Source organism: Streptomyces sp. NPDC051322, from assembly GCF_040689485.1.
Lineage (GTDB): Bacteria > Actinomycetota > Actinomycetes > Streptomycetales > Streptomycetaceae > Streptomyces.
In genome coordinates, this window is record NZ_JBFBAK010000009.1 from 81,710 (window position 1) to 99,892 (window position 18,183).

Consider the following 18,183-nt stretch of genomic DNA (forward strand, 5'->3'; position numbering starts at 1 on the left):
CCCCCGGTCAGCCGACCGCCGTGATCCGCCACTGCTGGTTGACGCTGTTCGAGTCGCCGTACTGCCCCAGATCGGAGCCGGCGTCGGTGCGGCCCATGCCGTCGATGTACAGGCCGGTGGCGCGGTTCTTGATGCGCACGTTGTTCGCGTCGGTCAGGACCGACCACTGCTGGTTGGTGCTGCCGGTCCCGTCGTACTGGCCCACCGCGGCACCGTCGGAGGTGCGGCCCTGGCCGTCCAGGTAGAGCCCGGTGGCCCGGTTCTTGATGCGTACGAAGCTGCCGTCGTTCTCGATGGTCCACTGCTCCTCGTAGCGGCTGCCGCTGTCGCTCCACAGGTCGGCATCGGATCCGTTGGCGGTACGTCCGGCGCCGTCGATGTAGAGGCCGGTGGCAGCGTTGGTGATCCTGACGTAGCTACCGCCTCCGTTGCCGATGCCCCACGCGTACTGCAGCCGGGTCAGCCCGGAGGGGTTGGCCAGCGACAGCTTGATACCCGCGCCGCTCCCGCTCCTGGTCGTCAGGCTGTACCAGTCGCCGTCGCGCAGACCGGGCCAGTACACGCTGCCCATACCGAGGTGGTGCAGTTCGCCGCTGACGCCCCTGATGTAGTCGGCGAAGAACGATCCGCTCGGAATGCTGTAGTCGATGGTGTCGTACTGGACGCCGTTCTTGCTGCCGGGGCTCATCGGGCCGCCCCATTCGGTGGCGATGGTCCGGCCGGCGTAGGCGCCGATGTAGCCGGCGAGGTGGTTCGCCCAGCTGGTCTCGTCCTCGTAGCTCGCGAAGAACGAGTAGTCGTGCACCGCGAGCAGCGTGTTGTTCAGGCGGCTGTCCCCTCCGACCGCCGCGACGTTCTGCGCGTAGCCGGCCCCGTCGAGTACCACCCGGCCGCGCGGCACCCGGGAGTGCCTGGCCAGCCAGTCGTTGTACAGATTGTCGAGGTCGGAGGTGCCGTAGGCGTACGGCTCGTTGATGACCTCGAAGTAGGCGTTCGGGTTGCTCCCGTACCTGGCGACGACGGTGTCCCACATCTTGTTGAAGCCGGTCATGTCGGCCGGTTTGCCGTGGGCGTACGCCCAATAGGCCAGGATCACCTTGCCCTTGCTGAGCGCCTTGTCGATGGCCCCGGTGTACGTCGGCCAATAGCCGGCGACGGTGGGCTCGTTGATCGGCATGCGGACGGTGTTCGCGCCGGTGATCGAGTACATCTGGCCGACCACCCGGTCCGCCACGGTTGCTGCCGAAGCGTGCGTGTCCGACGAGCCGAGACCGGACGGGTACAGCACGCCGTTGACGAAGTTGTCGCGCGGGTCGGCCCAGTTCACGCCCCTGAACTGGCTCGTGGACGCGTGCGCCTGGCCCGACCCGACGGTCGTCATTGTTCCTACTGCCAGCGCGCACACGGCAAGCAGTCTGAACAGCGTGAACACGGCTGCGCGAGCTGTGGCTTGGTGAGGCGATCTCATCAGCTCGTCCTCCTTGCGGCTCTCAGTGGTTCGACCGATGTGGCCAGAGACATCGATAACGGACCGCCCAACCGCATCGCTACGGAGCGAACCGAAGCGCTCACAAACGTTTGCATCCGAACACCGCCCCTCCGGCGCCCGCAGAGAACTGCACGCCGACCGAAGACCGCCTCCTACGGGCCCGCAGGACCGGCGTCCCGGGCTCGCGCGGCAAGCACCTCCAGCAGGGGCAGCGGGCCGCCGGTGCCGGCCGGCTGCGGGTACAGCGCTCCCGGGTCACGCATCGCCCTGGAAGAAGGCGTCGACCCGGATGTCCAGCCACGCGAGACATGCCCAGGCGAGTGCGGTCAGCGTGACCGCGGCCACCCCACCCGATACCGCGTTCCGCGCACTTCTCCCGGCCCGGCGGCGGAGCACGCGGCCGGTGACTGCCCACGCCGCCAGCGTGATCGCCGGAACCCCGAGCAGCATGAACGGCAGCTCCGCATACAGCAGGCTCCAGTCCCGTTGGCCTTCGAAACTCCCCCGAAGAGCCGGGCGGGCACCCCGCAGCCACACCCCGAACCCGACACACATACCGACAGCCGCCACGAGGCAGCCGATGGCACCCGCGGGTGCTGCTCGCTCCTTCATGCCCCTACTGACGTGCCCTGCGTGGTCGCAGTTCCCGGCGCCGCCGGTAGGGTCAGCCGGCCCGGTTGATCTGCACGTTATGGCATCCGCCGCGGTCGCCCAGGAGGATGTCGTGGTTGGCATACGGGGCAGCACAGGGCGCGGAGGTGTCGGCCATCGGGCCCCGGACGGTGCCCAAGAGCCGGGTCACGGGGTTGTCCTGGGCGACATCCGTCTGCCCCGGGTCTGCCATGGCCGTCGCGGCGCCGCACAGGATTGCCGCGCCGGACAGCAACGCGGCTGCTCCCAGACTTGTCCCACGCATCAGGGTTGCTCCGTTCATTCGTGTCGGCTCGTTCGTGTCGGCGCCGGAGGTGGCGCCGTTCATGAGAACGCCCGCAACCTGGTCTTGGTCACGCCATCACCCCCCCGGCCCGCGCCGCTCCATCGTCCTCGTGGCCCGAGCTCGCCCGCGGCCCACCCAGCCCTCCGCTGGGCGGGCTCCTGGTGCATCCGGGTTCGAAGTCCCACGCCGACCGGCGGCGCGCCGTCGAGCCGCCACTCTGGCGCTGCGCGCAGCTCACGCTGGAGGCGACGTGGCCTTCGGCGCCAACATCTTGGCAGGCATGGCCCGACAGATGCTGTATGGCGACCGCCCGGACGACGCACTCCAGCTCATCAACCTGGCCCAGGAAGGCGCCCGCGACGTCGTCGGCCCCCGTGTCCGGGCCATGCTCCCCACCCGGGAGGCGTGGGCCTACGCAGCGCAGGGCCGACTAGCTGGATTCCAGCGCGCAACGGACCGAGCATCCGAAGCGCTTTCGGGCGTCAGCAGGGACAACGACGAGCCCTACTGGATCGCCTACTTCGACGAGGCCGAGCTCGCCGGCGTAACCGGCGGCCGACTTCTCGACCTCGCTCGTAGCAACCCCCGCCGGCACGCGGACCGAGCCGCCAACGAGATCCGAACCGCTCTGTCCCTAGCCCGAATCAGCCCGTCCTGACCCGGACCACGGGGCGCGTGCGCCAAGTTTTGGCGCACCGTGCGCACCGTTACAGGCGGGAGTCGTCGACCTGCGGCGATGCCCTCGGGGCCTTGGATACGAAGCCCACCGAGTCACAGCTCACGGGGAACTCGAACCACTCGCCGAGTGTCCGAAAGTCGGCGAACCGGTGGTGCAGCGACCGCTCTAGCCACTCACCACCGGGGGTCGACTACTGCAGGCCGCCGAGGGCGCGCCCCAGCGTGGCCGCCTGTTGTGCCATCGCCTGCTTCCACGCGACGCCGTCCTGCTCCGCAATCTCCTGCCACAGGGCTGCCGTCGCCGCACCGAACGCTGCGAGCGCTTCGGGCGCAGCATTGCGCCAAGACGGGAAGCGGCGCGCGAAGGCGACCGCCGCCTCCACCGGGTGGCCGGCTTCCATGAGGCGCAGCGCCAGCGCGCCCGAGTCGATCCACGCCGCGCCCCGCGTCGGCCACGCCCAGTCGATGAGCCTGGCCCGCCCTTCGGCGATCAGGACGTTGTCGGGGGCGAAGTCCGTGTGCAGCAGCGTCTCGCCGGCGAAGTGCTGCACCGTGCCCGGCTGCGCGTACTCCTGCCACCTGTCCTCGGCCTGTTTGATCTCGACGTCGGCCGGAGCAGAGATGCCTTGAAGCTCAGTGAGCGCCGCGGCTACGAGCAGCAGGTCCGGGGAGCCGGGCGCGTAGTCGGCGTGACGGCCGTCGACCACCTCGTAGCCGAGGAGGCTCCAGCCTTCGACCTCCAGGTGCCAGTAGAGGCGCGGGCAGGAGGGCGGCAGGCACGGGGCCACGGCAGCCTCACGCTGCTGCGCACCGGCCTGGGGGTGATCGGCAGTGATGCCCTTGACGAAGACGCTGCCGTTGTCGGTAACGAGCACAGAGGCGATACCGGAGTTCATCCCGCCGCGCACGGTCGTCGCCTGGCGCACGACGCCGGCCTTGTCGACCATGGCCTGGCGAACTTCGACGGGAAGCTGCTCGAAGGGGATACGGGACATGGACACGCGCGGTTCCTTGGAGGCTGGGGTTGGCGCGCCCCACCCCGGCCGTCTGCAAGGGGGAGCAGACGGCCGGGGCCATAGCCCGAGGGTTTCGTGCTGGTCAGTCGGCTTTCAACGACCACGCACCGCGCGAGAGGGTGAGGGCGCCGCTACCGGGGAGAGCGGACGTCCCGGGCCGCCTGGGGTATGCGCTATTGCCAGCTGTGTTCGACGAGCGGGCCAGCATCGTCGAGGTAGCCGAGCAGACCGGCCTTCGGGTACTCGATGACGTCTTCAGGCAGGTCATGCACGGTGAACCACTCAAGTGCGAGGCACTTCTCCGGTTCCTTGTTGACCGGCTGCCCCTCCCAATCGGTGGCCTCGAAGAAGAAACCGATCCGCTCCACCTGCTCGTCCTGACGGTGGTGCACGACCTGCACGAGGCGCAGTTGAGCCGGGTCGGCGGTGATCCCGGTTTCCTCGTACAACTCCCGCGCGGCACCGACGGTCAGGGGCTCGCCCTGGTCGAGCTTGCCTGACGGCATGTGCCATCGCCCGTACCCGTACGGGCCGCCTCGCTGCGAGAAGAGGATCTTGTCGCCGTCGCGGAGGATGACGTGGGTGTCAATGACGGGCTGTGCTGCTTGTGCGCTCATGAGTCCTGGGGGGTCGGGCCGGTGGCTGAGGCCACCGACGGTAGCGGCAGGGGCGGGATCTCGTCGGCGATTCGACTCGCGACCTCCGATGGGGTGGCCTCGCTCGTGTCGAGGACCAGCACCTTCACGCCCCTATCGGTCAGATGCGCTGCGGCGTCGACGTACAAGTCGACTTCCCGGCTCGGCGTGGCCGGATCAAGGTGAAAGCGGTGGGTTACGCCGCGTACCGCCAGGCGCTCCGCGATCTTGCCGGGGGACGCCGTCAAAATCACGGCGAGGTCGGGCATCACGATGTGCTTGTTGAGCGCGAGGAGAAACTCCAGCGGCACGCCGTCCAGCTGCTGAAGGACGAGCGTTGACGCCAGATAGCGGTCGCAGATCAGGAGGTCGCCTCCGTGCAGCGCTCGCGTGATGTCGGTGTCGATGTGCTCGTACCTGTTCGCGGCGACAAGGCAAGCCAGCGCCATCCCATGGATGTGGTTGGCGTTCTTGCGGATGAATTCGCCCAGGTCGCTGGTGGACGGCTCGACAGTTCGCAGGGCTGGGACGCCTTGAGCGCCGAGGCGGGAGTGGAGCTCGTCAACCGTGGTGGATTTTCCGATACCGCTGGGGCCGTCGACGGTGACGAAGAAGCCCGTGCGACTGGACTTCATGCCGCGGCCTCCTGTCGGCCCTGGTTCCGTTCGTGCTGCTCGCGGGTGAGCGTGGCCAAGGTGGAGCGGACCTTGGTGAGGGGGACGTCTCCGAACTGGATGCCGACGCTGAAGTTGAACTCGTCGCGTTGACGCATCGACTCGTCGGCTCCGTCTTCGGTCAGGTCGACGTCGCCGTATGCGAGGAGCGTGTCGGGGTCGTGGCCGGCTTCGGTGAGGGTCTGCCACACGGGGGTCCCGGGGTAGGGGCGGAACTCGAAAACGCTGGCTCGGATGTCGCCGGGGCTGTTGTCGGCGATGTTCCAGAGGTTGTGGATGTGACGAACCGTCGCCTGGATGTCGTCGTGGCTCTCGTCGGGGAATCCGAGGATGAAATAGCCCTTCACCCCGATGCCGTGCTCGACCAGGCGGCGGGCGACGCGCTCGGTCATCTCTGCATCGATGCGCTTGTCCATGGCGTGCAGAATGCGATCGCTGCCGGACTCGATGCCCAGGGCGACCTCCCGCAGTCCGTTCGTGACGAGTCGATCCAGTTCGCTGTCGGAGACTCGGTCGAGGACGTTGATGCGGCCGGTGGCGTCCCACACGTACCGCTCGCCGATCCTGTGGCGCGTGAAGGCCGCCATCTGCTCTTCGATGACACGGCTGACACCGAGGAACAGGTCATCGACGAACCGGAAGGCGGTGACGCCGTACTCGTCGTGGAGCGCGTCGAGTTCGCTGATGATGTTCTCGGGGTCACGGACGCGGATCTTGACATCGGGGTTGGCGCTCACGGCGGCCCCGCAGAAGGTGCAGTTGTACGGGCAGCCGCGGCTGCCGACGATGTTGGCCTCCATGTGACCGGTTCGGGCCGCCCCCTTGAGGAGTACGGTCCCGCGGCTCCCGGCGAGGCGCCGGTCCGTCTCGGTGGGCGCTGCCTGGTACGGGTCCTGCGGCAGGAACGCGCGATTCACATACGGCAGGGCGTTGATGTCCGGACCGAGCATCCGGGCGTTCAGTCTGGGGTCTGTCGGGATGCCGGTTGCCCGGGTACCGAGGAGACGATCGCGCCAGATCACTCCGGGCAGTTCACGGCGGCGCTGCTCGTCCTCCAGGAGGGCGGCTACACGCAGCTCGCCCTCACCTAGGACGAGCGCCCGCAGGTTGGTCATGCGCCGGTCGGCGAGGATGCGGTCCGGCATGGCCTTGGCGTGATGGCCGCCGACCATGAGCGCGATATCAGGATCGAGCTGGGCTGCGGTGCGTGCGGACATTTCGTAGGTGGGGGCGAGGAGGTTCATCGCGGCCCAGCGCGGCGCGGCCGTGTTGACGATCTTCGCTGTCTCTGCAATGCCCAGTCCGTGGGCCTCGGCGTCGAGGATTCCGACGTTGAAGCCGCAGCGCTGGGCGTACGTAGCGATGTACGCCATGCCGAGCACGGGGAGCGTGTAGTCGTTGGTTCGCGGCCGCAAGCCGTAGTCGCGCAGCGGCGCGTTGACGAACAGGGCGTCGAGCGTGTGAGCGTCGTCGGCGCCCGAGATCAGCGTTAAGTTCCGCATGGGTCCTCCAGGTCAGCGGGGGCGTGGGAGCCCCAGGTGAGGGTCGAGAGAGTCAGGGTGTGCAAGGCGGTGCGGTCGGTGCCGGCCCAGCCGGTCCACATGGGCCCGAATGCCTTTCCCGTCTTGTCGGGCCAGGGATAGGCGGGGGCGATCTTTGCGGCCCAGGTGCGCACAGCGAGGTCGTCGTGCGGGTAGATGCTGAAATCGCCGGTGAAATCGGCGGCCGCAGCTGCTGCGGTCCATGGGCCGATACGGGGGATGCTGGTGAGCGCCACGACCAAGTCGGGGGCGTCCAGCTCCTCCCACTCGGTGTGGTGGAGTTCGTAGGACGTAGCGGCCGCCTTGAGGGCAGTCCGGTGAAACTTCGCACCAACGTCGGCGAACTGCTGGTCGGTCAGGGCGAGAACGTCGCCGGCAGTGGGCGCGACGGCGAGGGTGCCGAACGATCCCGTCACGCCGGTGCCGTACGTGCTGCACCAGTTGCGGTAGAGCTTGCGGGCCTGGTCGGCGCGTACGACCTGCCGCAGGATCGCAGTCGTGATCGCGTCCCACAGCCACGGATTCGCCAGACGCTGAGTGACGCCGAGCTTGTTCAGGCCGTCCCGGAGCGCGGCGGGAACAGCGGCTGGCAGACAGGCGGGGTCCGTGGCGATGAACTCGGGCTTCACGTCCTCGGAGCCGTGCACGCACTGCACGTGCGCGCCATCCCGGTCGTGGGACAGGGCCCAGATGCCCGACGCCGTACGAGCGGCACGCGCGCATGCGCCGTCGTGGATGTGCCAAGCGGGGTGTTCAGTCGTCAGGACGCTCGTCATCGGATGCTCCTCGTGTTGCACGGTCGGTTCGCCGTAGCCTCTCGCGTCACGGGAGTGCGACGCGCCGCAGCTACGAGAAAAGGGGCATCAGTTGATGAGGCGCTGCTGGACGAGATACGCGCGCATTGCCAGGCACTCGCCCAGCGTGGCCGGGCGAGACTCCTCCGGCTCCTCGCCGGGGGCAGCGGGCGCCGGCCAAGTCGCCTGCGAAGGCATCAGCGCTTCGACCGCATGGGACACCTTCTTGCGGCGCGGGCCACGGACAAACAGGGTCACCGTGTCCGGCTCCATCACGGCCTGGTGGACCATCGCATCACCGAGCGTGTACGCGCTGCCGGGCCGCTCGATGGTCACGATGGCGGGCTCGAGGTCGGTGTCGCTGAAAGGTCCGTCCCATCCGTTGGTTCGGCGGCGCACCACGTGCACGTAACCACCGGTGAGAATGCGCGTGGCGAAGGCGTAGCAGTGATCGTGCGGCACTTGCTGGTTGTCGGGCCTCGGGTTCAGGTTCAGGCGGATCTCGAATCCACGGTCCGGGGCCTGGTAGAGCGACAGCCGGTTGAGCAACAGCGTGACGCGGCTGTTGTCCAGGCGCTCGGCATCGTGCAGCACCTCGTTAACGAGCCGGGTCAGCAGTTCTCGGTCCCCGGCGAGCCGGTCCAGCAGTCCGCGGCTGATGCGCTGCACTTCGCGAAGGTCATCAAGGTCCAGGGACGGCACCCGGTCGAGCCACGTCATCTCAGTACTCAGCATCGGCCACCCGCCGGCATGCTGCCGACGCTTTCGAGCATCCAGCGGGCCCGCCGGGCGGCGGCCGCGAATTCGTCTCCGGACAGCGCTTCGTCCGCATCGGCTGGAGGGCGGTTGGTGGCGAGGATCTGGAGGCCGTCGTCGCTGCTCTGTGTCGCGCATAGGGCGCCCGGATACACGGCGAACACCTGCTCGGCGCCGAAGCTCCGCGCGTACTGCGGGCGTCCGCCACGCAGGTCGTCGGGCTCCTGATACATCTCCATCGCAGTAGTGCCAGCGACCACGAGGACAACCGAAGGCGCGTCCACCGGCCATGGCGACATGCTGGACTTGGCGGCCACGCGCAGGTAAACCCCGCAGTCGGCCTTCGCCAGCACAGGCAGGTAGGTATAGCCATGGGCCAGGAATGCGCCCGCCGACCTGTACGTGCCGGTGTCCAGGACGCTCAGAATGCGAGAGGTGAGAGGTGCGAGCCATCCGGTAGCGGCCGCTACGGGGATGTCGGGGATGCCGCCAGGGTCTCGGCCCTGTTCTAGTAGCTGGTCAACGAAGGCGGGAAGTAAGACGCCCACGAGGTGCCTCCCTGGTTGAGTCGGATCGTTTCGGGCCTGATGCGGGTCCGGCGGTCACGTGGGCCTCCACGGATCGACGGGTCTGGTTGGCCGCCCCTGCGGCGAGGGCGGAGCAGCTGACCAGGGGCGGGATTCTGTTAGGCCGGGATGTCGCGTCGCTCGGCGTACGCCGCGACCTTCGCCTCGATGGCACGGAGGCACGGCTCACAGGCACAGAAGGGGCCCTGTCCGTAGACCTCGGTATGGACTGGACCGAGCCACATCACCGGTACGCCGGCGCCATCGCACCGCCAGCACTCACCGAGGACCCACACCTGCCGTTGCACTGCGCCCCCTTCGTGGATTGCCGTCTCGTTTGCGGTCGGGGGTCGACGCCGCCTCGACCCTGGCGCGCTGATAGGTAGCCGCCCGGGCTACTCGCCGTCGGGCAGCCACGCCGCCCGGGCCGGACTTGTGACGAGCAAGGCCCGGGAGTTCATGACCGGATCAGTGGACGAGATCTGCGATTCCGCACCCCCCGAGGAGCAGCCCGATGAACGCGAGGAACCCGAAACAGGACGGTTGCGACAACGTGTGGAGGCAACCCGGGTGACGGGACACAGGCACGTCCAGGACATCGCCCGCCGCGCTGGTCTGCTCAGTGACCGCCACGCGTGCTTCAGCTGGCAGCCCCTTCGTTACCATCACGCCTTTACCTTTTGGGCGGACCGGTAGTCAGCCCTCAGATCCGCGCCCTTGGCGCAGTGCTGACCGGTCACGTTGCATTCCTCGCACGTCGCTGTGTGGTCCAGGTACCTGGACCACTCGGCGAGGACCACGCCGTACTCGATGGTCGTGGCGCTCTGCGCACGCCCGGCGCTCCCGCGCATCTTGGGGCTCACAGCTGGTCCGCCATCTGCCGGGCCACACGGAACTGGCCGACCCGGATCAACTGCGACAAGCGGAGAGGGCCGCACAGCTGGCCAGCGGTCACCATCGGCACGGACCAGTACGTGACCCGCCTACATCCGGGGCCGTTCTCGCCCATCCTGGGTACGCCCAGCCAGGTCGGCGCACCCAGGCATTCCGTGTTGGGCACGGCCCACGTAGCGGTCGTTCGAGGTGGTACGAGGACGTAGTAGCGGTGGCTGCTCTGGTCGCAGATGACCGGACCGTCCAGGGCCGCGGCCAGGACGCTTGAAACGACGTCCGGCTCGTCGCTGTCCACGGCAGCGTGCACGACCTCCGCCGGGACACGGACCGCGGCGAATCTCCGTCCTAGCGGCAGCAGTGCGATGCCTCCGTCCTGCCACTCCTGCCGGAACCGTGCAGGACTCGCGCCGGCTCTGCACAGCCAATTGGTGATCTCTGCGTCCGTCGTGGTCTGCACGGGAGCCCCCGGGGTTCGTTGATCCTGATGGCCCCTCAACAGTCCCAACGGCCAGGCTTCCTGTCGCGGGCAGCAGTGTCCAACTTTTCTGGTCATCCCACAACGCCCTGACCTGCACAAATCTCTCAACCCGGGGCACCTTGTGGACCGTCCAGCGACCTCAGCACCGCCGACCCGCTGCCGTACGAGTGACGTAGTGACTACCGTGAGCAAATCCCCCCGCACGCAGGGAGAGCTGATGACTCCACCACCACCGCAGGGCAGCAAAGCCGACCGTGAGGCCCTGCGCCACGAAATGACAGCCTGCGGATTCACCACGGAACAAATCGCCGTCGAGATGCGCAGCCGTTGGCGCATGCGCCCACGGGAAGCATGGCGCCACGCGCTCGGCTGGACCCTGCAGAAAGCGGCAGACCGGCTGTCCACCGCCCCCGGACCCGCCATCGCGGCAGACGCCTCCCTCGTCGCCAAGTGGGAAAAATGGCCGGGGCCGAGCTCGCGCCGCCCCACCCTGCACGTCCTCGCCGCCCTGGCCGTCGCATACGGCTGCACAGTCGAGGACCTGCTCGACATCGAAGACCGCCGGGCGCTCCCCGAGGGAGACCTCCGGGTCCTCGACCACCACGTTCCCGAGCAGACGCAGCAGTCACAGGAAGTCGTCCACTCAGCCGCCCCCGAGCCGGCGCCCGACCGGGTCCTCGCAGCTGCTGCGGAGTCCGCGAGCTGGGCGCAGCGGGCCGAGTCGACCAACGTCGGCGACATTGCCCTGGAACAGCTATTCGCCGACGTCCAGACCCTGGCCGGCGACTACCTCACCGGCGATCCCCTGCTCATGTTCCGCCGCACCCGCGAGCTCCGCGACCGTGTGTTCCGCCTCCTTGAAGGGCACCAGCCGCCCCGCCAGTCGGCCGACTTGTACGTGTCCGCGGGCTACCTGTGCGGGCTCCTCGCCTGGATGTCGTCCGACCTCGGAAACTTGCGGGCGGCCGACACCCACGGGCGCACCGCATGGCTCTGCGCAGAGAACGCCGGCCACGCAGCGCTCCGGGCCTGGGTCTGCTCCACCCGCTCCAAGGTCGCCCTGTGGGACGGCCGACTGCGCGACGCGGTGAACCATGCCCGGCGTGGCGCGCTCGTCACCGTCGACGGGACCGTGGGCGCGCTCCTCGCCTGCCAGGAAGCTGATGCTTGGTCCATCCTCGGCGCTGTCGATGAAGCCGAAGGCGCGCTGACCCGCGCCATCCAGGCCCGAGACAACGCTGTGGGAGGCGATGACGTCGGCGGGCTTTTCTCCTGCCCACAGGCGCGCCAGGAGAATTACGCGGCAGCTGTACACCTGCGGATCGGGCGCCCGCAGGCAGCTCTGGCCGAGACCCAGACAGCTCTGGACCTCATGGCCTCGCAGCCCATCCGCGCGTACGGCACCGAGGCCCAGATTCACATCAGCCAGGCCGCAGCCCTCCTCGACTGCGGTCACCCCGAAGGCGTCATGGAAGCACTGCTGCCAGTACTCGCGATGCCCGCCGAGCGAAGAATGGGGCCAGTCACGCAACGCATGCGCGAGCTGGCAGCAACCATGACAGGCCGTCCGGTAGCGGATTCCAACGCAACCACCGCTGTCCGGCGAACCATCGTTGACTGGTGCTCCGACTCCGCACCACAGCAACTGGCCCTCTCGTCAGGAGAGGCGGCGGGCTGATTGGATCTCGAGCATGACCTCAGGACCTGAGCACATGCGCGATCACTGGTGGTGGCGGCCCGGCTGGACTGTGGGCCGCCGCTTCTACACCTGGCACCTCACCTTCGACGGCCAGGACGACGTCCACCGTCTTGCAGCGCAGTATCGGGCAGCGCTGGCCCCCATGGAAGGAATCGACCCCATCCCCGACGAATGGCTGCACCTGACCATGCAGGGCGTCGGATTCGTCGGCGAGGTCGACCAGGCGGACGTGACGGCGATCGTCCTCGCCGCACGAGAGCGCCTGGCCGCTGTCCCCACCTTCGACGTGACATTGTCCAGGCCAGTCGTCGACCCCGAGGCGATCCTCATTCCCGTCCAGCCCGACAGGCCCGTCCGTGCGGTGCGAGACGCCATCCGGGCATCGATCGGTGAAGTCCTCACCGAAGTTCCGGAAAAGGCCGAGGGCTTCACACCGCATGTCTCCGTCGGCTACAGCAACACGACGGGGCCCAAGATGCCGTTCGAAGAGGCCATCGCATCAGCTGACATCAAGCCCGCGCGGGCTCGGATCAGCCACGCCGATTTGATCACCATCCACCGCGACAACCGGATGTATGAGTGGGAGTCACTAGCCAAGGTGCCCCTCGGCTGACCAACTCCCAGACAGGACGAAGGCGCCTCGCTCAAGGAAGCGGGGCGCCTTCGACACGACCCGCAGCCGAACTGGATTTGGGAGCCTTCCACGACATGGCAGATTTTGTGATCAATCTTTGGGGAGGGGCGACGCATGCCTCGACTGCTCCTGTGGGACATCGACCACACACTCATCGCGACTGGCGGCGTCGGGCGCGAGCTGTCCGCGGCGGCATTCGAGCAGGTGACCGGTGAGCCCGTGCGGGAACAAGCGGCCATCGACGGGATCACGGAGGCCGTGATCTTCCGAGAGACGGCGAAGCTGCATGGCCTCACAACCGATCGCAGAGACTTCGAGCGATTCGCGCAAGCTCTCGCCGAGCAACACCTGTCGCGCTTGCAGGATTTGCGGGAGCGGGGTTCCGCACTAGCCGGTGCGGCGGCAGCCTTGGAGGCCCTCGCCGCCGCAAACGTGAGGCAGACCGTGGTGTCCGGCAACGTCCGCTCAGTCGCAGAGATCAAGCTGAACGTGTTCGGTCTGGACACCTGGCTCGCTGACGCCTACCTCACAGCCGGCGAGATCGAGCAGGCAGCCGCGATGGTCGGCCGCGCGCTCGAACTCTCAACGGGCATCGCGTCTATCCGACCGCGGCAGCGCATCGCCCCGCTACTCGACCAGCTACGCCCCCACACGGGTCTCGCCGCGGTCCGGGACCTACTGGAGCAAACGGCCGGCTAGGACTGTTTCACAGAGTCGCTGATCCACTGCTTACACCGCTCGGCACCCCAAGCGATCGGTACGGCGCACAGTTCCGGGTTGTCCCACGGGTGATGCGCCAAAAGGTGCGCCCCCAGCTCCGGGTAGCGGTCCGTCGTCGTCTTGAGGAGGAGCTGCCACTCCTCCCCTGTGCCGTACGCGCCCAGGTGCCAGAACACACTAGTGACCGGTCCGATGATCTGAGCACCCGCGGCGAGCCGCTGCTGGACTGCCGGACCTGCCAGGTCGATTGCCTGCTGCTTCGTCTCCGTGGCCGTGGATACCTGCACGTAATCAGTCATGGGCGGGAGCCTAACCAGCAGGCGCCTGACCGGCCCACAGAATGTCGAAGGCACCCCGCTCAACGGGGCAAGGCGCCTTCGACACGATCCAAGCAGCCGAGCTGGATTGTGGACAGCCCAGCGATATGGCGTGCGCCTGAGACGACAGCACCAGACGCCCCGGAGCCCGGCCGCGCTCCGGGGCGCCGGGCACGGCGAGCCGACCGCACCAGGGACAGCGAAGCCCCCACCCAGCGACAGCTCGAGCGTCGGCCGATTCCTCGTCATCGAACCGCTCACTCTGCAGCGCTCCGGCCATACAGAGAATGTCGGCGGGAACAGGACGTTCATGCAGCTCAGCCTCGGTGCTCGGCGAGGTGCCCGGAACCGGACTTGAACCGGTACGCCCCCGAGAGGGCAGCGAGGTTTAAGCTCGCCGTGTCTGCATTCCACCATCCGGGCAAGGCGCGCGGCTCCGCGTTACGCGAGATCAGAGCCTATCCGGAGGTGACCCCCGGTCAGCCGAATAAGATCCCGATGTTGTCTTATTTTATTGGTGCCTGAGGGCTCGTCAGTAGGCGGGAACGCCATTGGCACTTGCCACGTGCCGTGACAGCGCCGTACCCGGGAGTACAGGAATGACGGAAAGTCGCCGCCCGGTCAGGGGGACGGTGCGGGCCGTCCGGTGCGGTCGTTGACGCAGCGCGGTAGCGGGTGCGTGCCCAGGGTGGCCGGATCAGGAGGGTGACGCCGGTCACACTCGCGCCCGGCTGGTGCCCCGCGGCAGCACCGCACCGCCACGCCGGACCGGGACGCACTGAGAAGCTGCCGCCGAGGGCCGCCTCGGGGGCCGGGTCATACCCGAGGAGGAGGCGGCGGCTGCCCGGTCAGTCTCAAGGCGGCCCCGGGAACGGGCATGCGGACGGACGTCCGGGCGCCGGGCGGCAGCGAGGATGAAGAAGTCCCCGCAGACCGCCCCGACAGGAGCTTCACCGTGACCACGTACACCACCGCCAGCCGCGCCACCGCGGTGGCCGCACGCGCCGTCGAACTGTCCAAGGTGTACGGACAGGGTGAGACCCAGGTCGTCGCCCTGGACCAGGTCACCGTGGACTTCAGGCAGGGCGAGTTCACCGCGATCATGGGCCCGTCGGGCTCCGGCAAGTCGACGCTGATGCACTGCGTGGCCGGGCTGGACACCTTCAGCTCCGGCTCGGTACGGATCGGGGAGACCGAGCTCAGCACGCTCAAGGACAAGCAGCTCACCCAGCTGCGCCGGGACAAGATCGGCTTCATCTTCCAGGCGTTCAACCTGCTGCCCACGCTGACCGCGGCCGAGAACATCACGCTGCCGATGGACATCGCGGGCCGCCGGCCCGACCAGGCGTGGCTGGCCGGTGTCATCGAGATGGTCGGCCTCGGGGACCGGCTCAGGCACCGGCCCACCCAGCTGTCCGGCGGCCAGCAGCAGCGGGTGGCCGTGGCGCGCGCGCTGGCCTCGCAGCCCGAGATCATCTTCGGTGACGAGCCGACCGGGAACCTCGACTCCCGCTCCGGCGCCGAGGTGCTGGGCTTCCTGCGCAACTCCGTGCGCGAGCTGGGCCAGACCGTCGTCATGGTGACCCACGACCCGGTGGCCGCCGCCTACGCGGACCGGGTGATCTTCCTCGCCGACGGCCGGATCGTCGACGAGATGCTGACCCCCACTGCCGACGGCGTGCTCGACCGGATGAAGGAGTTCGACGCCCGGGGCCGGACCAGCTGACACCCGCTCACTCCACTGCCCCGCAGGACGCCTCCACAACTTCAGGACTGACCACACCATGTTCCGTACCGCCTTGCGCAACGTGCTCGCGCACAAGGCCAGGTTGCTGATGACGCTGCTCGCCGTGATGCTCGGCGTGGCCTTCGTCTCCGGCACCCTGGTCTTCACCGACACCCTCGGCCACGCCTTCCGCAACCAGTCCGCCAAGAGCTACGACGATGTCGCGGTCTCCGTCACCTCGTACAGCGACGACAGCGGCGCCCACCAGAACCCCGGCGTCAGCGCGAAGACGCTGGAGCGGATCCGTGGCCTCGACGGGGTCTCCTCCGCCACCGGCCGGGTCTCCGGCTTCGCCGGCGTCGCCGACCAGCACGGCAAGCTGATCGGCAACGGCTGGTCCAACGCCGGGGGCAACTACGCCCCGGACAAGCAGGGCAAGGACAGCCAGTACACCTTCACCGACGGCTCGGGCCCGGTGCGCGACGGCCAGATCGCCCTCGACCGGTCCACCGCCGACAAGGGCGGCTACCAGGTCGGCGACACCGTGCGGGTCGCCACCAACGGGCCGGTGCGGGAGTACAAGCTCGCCGGCATCTTCGACACCGAGGACGGTGCGGTCAGCGCCGGCGGCAGCCTGGTGCTCTTCGACACGGCCGTGGCGCAGAAGCTGTATCTGGAGCCGGGCTACTTCGAGGACGTCAACGTGGCCGCCGCCGATGGCGCTTCGGCCCAGCGGATCCTGGCCGACGTCAAGCCGCTGCTGCCGAAGAACGCCGACGCACAGACCGGCAAGCAGCTCGCCGACGACCAGGCCAAGCAGATCGAGAAGGGCATGTCCGGTCTCAGCCAGCTGCTGCTCGCCTTCGCCGGTGTGGCGCTCTTCGTCGGGATCTTCCTGATTTCCAACACCTTCACCATGCTGGTCGCCCAGCGCACCAAGGAGCTGGCGCTGCTGCGTGCGGTCGGCGCCTCGCGCAAGCAGGTCACCCGCTCGGTACTCGCCGAAGCCCTGGTGGTCGGCGCGGTCGCATCGGCGATCGGGTTCGGCCTGGGCATCGGCCTCGCCGTGGGGCTGCGCTCGGCGATGGGCGCGTTCGGTGCCAAGGTGCCCGGTGGTCCGCTGGTCGTGGCGCCCACCACCGCGCTGGCGGCGTTCGGTGTCGGCGTGGTGATCACCATGCTGGCCGCCTGGCTGCCGGCCCGCAGGGCGGCGAAGATCCCCCCGGTGGCCGCCATGGGCAGCGCCCATCTCCCGGCGACCACCAAGTCCCTCGTGTGGCGGAACTCCATCGGCGGTGTCATCACCCTGCTGGGCGCGGCGGTGATCGTCGCGGGGGCGGCGGCCGGGTCCGGCGGCCGGATGATGATCGCGGCCGGCGCATTCCTGGCACTGATCGGCGTGATCGTGCTGATCCCGCTGCTGTCCCGCCCGGTGATCGCCGTCGTACGGCCGCTGCTGCACCGGTTGTTCGGGGTGTCCGGCAAGCTGGCCGGCCAGAACGCGGTGCGCAATCCGCGCCGCACCGGGGCCACCGCTTCGGCGCTGGCGATCGGGCTCACCCTGGTCACCGGGCTCTCGGTGCTCGGCGCCACCATGGGCCAGGCAGTCGACCGGATGACCACGGACAACTTCAAGGGCGACTACATGGTCGAGATGGCCAACGGCATGTCGCTCGACCCCGCCACGGTCACCGCCCTGCACCAGGCCAAGGGCGTCACCGCCGCCTCACCGCAGACCGGCAGCCAGATCGTCATCGACGGCCGGGACGAGTCGGTCTCCGGCGTCACCCCCGGCGACATCCAGCGGGTAGTCACCCTCGACACCGTCTCCGGTTCGCTCGACTCGCTCGGCCGGGGCCGGATCGCGATCGCCGAGAAGACCGCGGACAAGCAGGGCTGGACGACGGGCACCAAGCTGCCGGTGAAGTACCTCGACGACAAGAAGGGCGAGCTGACCGTCGGCGCGGTCTACAAGGACAACGACTTCGTCTCCCCCGTGCTGGTCGCCACCGACGTGCTGGCCCCGCACGAGAAGAAGCCGGACATCCGGCAGATCTTCGTGAAGACGGACGGCGGTGAGAGCAAGGCCAACCAGCAGGCCCTGGTGGACGCCATGGGCGACAACCCCGCCATCTCCATCTGGAACCAGCAGGACATCCGCAACCAGTTCGGCGGCATGATCAACACCGTGCTGAACATCATGTACGGGCTGCTCGCGATGGCCCTGATCATCGCGGTGCTCGGGGTCATCAACACCCTGGCGATGTCGGTCTTCGAACGCCAGCAGGAGATCGGCATGCTTCGGGCGATCGGCCTGGACCGCGCGAAGGTGAAGCGGATGATCCGGCTGGAGGCGGTGGTGATATCGGTCTTCGGCGCGGTGATCGGCATCGGGCTCGGCTCGTTCCTCGCCTGGGCGATCGGACAGACGATCAAGTCGAGCATCCCGAACTACGTGCTGGTCATGCCGTGGACGCGAATCGGCGTCTTCCTGCTGCTCGCCGCGTTCGTCGGGATACTGGCCTCGCTGTGGCCGGCCCGCAGCGCCGCCCGGCTGAACATGCTGACGGCGATCAAGACCGAGTAGCCGTACGCGGATCCGCGGATACGCAGGCGGGGCCGGCCCGGG

Annotated in this window: 18 protein-coding genes and 1 tRNA gene; 6 read left to right on the top strand and 13 right to left on the bottom strand. The window is 68.4% G+C overall.

Going from position 1 to position 18,183, the window contains the following annotated elements; translation table 11 throughout:
- Positions 1-7: 7 nt before the first annotated feature.
- The 3 genes from AB0436_RS21495 to AB0436_RS21505 form a co-directional block, all read right to left on the bottom strand.
- Positions 8-1,381 carry a ricin-type beta-trefoil lectin domain protein gene (locus tag AB0436_RS21495; protein ID WP_366469513.1) on the bottom strand — a complete coding sequence of 458 codons (1,374 nt, stop codon included), beginning with the start codon at positions 1,379-1,381 and terminating at the stop codon, positions 8-10.
- Between the two features lie 363 nt (positions 1,382-1,744).
- Positions 1,745-2,101, bottom strand: a complete 357-nt coding sequence (locus AB0436_RS21500; protein WP_366469514.1) for a hypothetical protein — start codon at positions 2,099-2,101, stop codon at positions 1,745-1,747.
- Between the two features lie 52 nt (positions 2,102-2,153).
- Positions 2,154-2,405, bottom strand: a complete 252-nt coding sequence (locus AB0436_RS21505) for a hypothetical protein (protein ID WP_366469515.1) — start codon at positions 2,403-2,405, stop codon at positions 2,154-2,156.
- 301 nt (positions 2,406-2,706) lie between these two features.
- On the opposite strand from AB0436_RS21505, the gene AB0436_RS21510 reads away from it, so the two are divergent.
- The gene (locus tag AB0436_RS21510) at positions 2,707-3,084 is read left to right on the top strand and encodes a hypothetical protein (protein ID WP_366469516.1); all 378 of its coding nucleotides are present in this window, start codon (positions 2,707-2,709) and stop codon (positions 3,082-3,084) included.
- A 211-nt stretch (positions 3,085-3,295) separates the two neighbouring features.
- On the opposite strand, the gene AB0436_RS21515 is transcribed toward AB0436_RS21510, so the two are convergent.
- The 8 genes from AB0436_RS21515 to AB0436_RS21550 all read right to left on the bottom strand — a co-directional run bounded on the left by AB0436_RS21515 (position 3,296) and on the right by AB0436_RS21550 (position 10,287).
- Positions 3,296-4,099, bottom strand: coding sequence for an aminoglycoside phosphotransferase (locus AB0436_RS21515; RefSeq protein ID WP_366469751.1), 804 nt, complete (start codon positions 4,097-4,099; stop codon positions 3,296-3,298).
- Between the two features lie 194 nt (positions 4,100-4,293).
- Positions 4,294-4,737, bottom strand: coding sequence for an NUDIX domain-containing protein (locus AB0436_RS21520; RefSeq protein WP_366469517.1), 444 nt, complete (start codon positions 4,735-4,737; stop codon positions 4,294-4,296).
- Positions 4,734-5,390: a dTMP kinase gene (gene tmk / locus AB0436_RS21525; protein WP_366469518.1), complete on the bottom strand. Its 657-nt coding sequence runs from the start codon at positions 5,388-5,390 to the stop codon at positions 4,734-4,736. The genes AB0436_RS21520 and tmk overlap by 4 nt, the downstream gene beginning before the upstream one ends.
- Complete coding sequence (locus AB0436_RS21530) at positions 5,387-6,931, bottom strand: radical SAM protein (protein ID WP_366469519.1); 1,545 nt, start codon at positions 6,929-6,931, stop codon at positions 5,387-5,389. The genes tmk and AB0436_RS21530 overlap by 4 nt, the downstream gene beginning before the upstream one ends.
- On the bottom strand, positions 6,919-7,746 hold the full coding sequence (locus tag AB0436_RS21535) for a hypothetical protein (RefSeq protein WP_366469520.1): 828 nt from the start codon (positions 7,744-7,746) through the stop codon (positions 6,919-6,921). The genes AB0436_RS21530 and AB0436_RS21535 overlap by 13 nt, the downstream gene beginning before the upstream one ends.
- 87 nt (positions 7,747-7,833) lie before the next feature.
- A complete protein-coding gene (locus tag AB0436_RS21540; RefSeq protein ID WP_366469521.1) occupies positions 7,834-8,484 on the bottom strand; it encodes a hypothetical protein in 651 nt (216 codons plus the stop codon).
- An 8-nt stretch (positions 8,485-8,492) separates the two neighbouring features.
- Positions 8,493-9,068 (bottom strand): hypothetical protein, encoded by a 576-nt coding sequence (locus AB0436_RS21545; RefSeq protein WP_366469522.1) that lies wholly within the window; start codon positions 9,066-9,068, stop codon positions 8,493-8,495.
- Positions 9,069-9,945: 877 nt separating this feature from the next.
- Positions 9,946-10,287: a hypothetical protein gene (locus tag AB0436_RS21550; protein ID WP_366469524.1), complete on the bottom strand. Its 342-nt coding sequence runs from the start codon at positions 10,285-10,287 to the stop codon at positions 9,946-9,948.
- 388 nt (positions 10,288-10,675) lie between these two features.
- Here AB0436_RS21550 and AB0436_RS21555 point away from each other — a divergent pair, with 388 nt between their 5' ends.
- The 3 genes from AB0436_RS21555 to AB0436_RS21565 all read left to right on the top strand — a co-directional run bounded on the left by AB0436_RS21555 (position 10,676) and on the right by AB0436_RS21565 (position 13,490).
- Entirely contained in the window at positions 10,676-12,136 is a 1,461-nt protein-coding gene (locus tag AB0436_RS21555; protein WP_366469525.1) for a helix-turn-helix transcriptional regulator, read from the top strand.
- 34 nt (positions 12,137-12,170) lie between these two features.
- Complete coding sequence (locus AB0436_RS21560) at positions 12,171-12,770, top strand: 2'-5' RNA ligase family protein (protein WP_366469526.1); 600 nt, start codon at positions 12,171-12,173, stop codon at positions 12,768-12,770.
- Between the two features lie 135 nt (positions 12,771-12,905).
- Positions 12,906-13,490, top strand: a complete 585-nt coding sequence (locus AB0436_RS21565; protein WP_366469527.1) for a haloacid dehalogenase-like hydrolase — start codon at positions 12,906-12,908, stop codon at positions 13,488-13,490.
- On the opposite strand, the gene cutA is transcribed toward AB0436_RS21565, so the two are convergent.
- Positions 13,487-13,810 carry a divalent-cation tolerance protein CutA gene (cutA, locus tag AB0436_RS21570; RefSeq protein WP_366469528.1) on the bottom strand — a complete coding sequence of 108 codons (324 nt, stop codon included), beginning with the start codon at positions 13,808-13,810 and terminating at the stop codon, positions 13,487-13,489. The two genes, AB0436_RS21565 and cutA, sit on opposite strands and share 4 nt — an antisense overlap.
- 357 nt (positions 13,811-14,167) lie before the next feature.
- Positions 14,168-14,251 (bottom strand) — tRNA-Leu (locus AB0436_RS21575).
- A gap of 532 nt (positions 14,252-14,783) precedes the next feature.
- Here AB0436_RS21575 and AB0436_RS21580 point away from each other — a divergent pair.
- Both AB0436_RS21580 and AB0436_RS21585 read left to right on the top strand, forming a co-directional pair.
- The gene (locus AB0436_RS21580; protein WP_366469529.1) at positions 14,784-15,554 is read left to right on the top strand and encodes an ABC transporter ATP-binding protein; all 771 of its coding nucleotides are present in this window, start codon (positions 14,784-14,786) and stop codon (positions 15,552-15,554) included.
- A gap of 58 nt (positions 15,555-15,612) precedes the next feature.
- Positions 15,613-18,141, top strand: coding sequence for an ABC transporter permease (locus tag AB0436_RS21585; RefSeq protein ID WP_366469530.1), 2,529 nt, complete (start codon positions 15,613-15,615; stop codon positions 18,139-18,141).
- Positions 18,142-18,183: the final 42 nt, after the last annotated feature.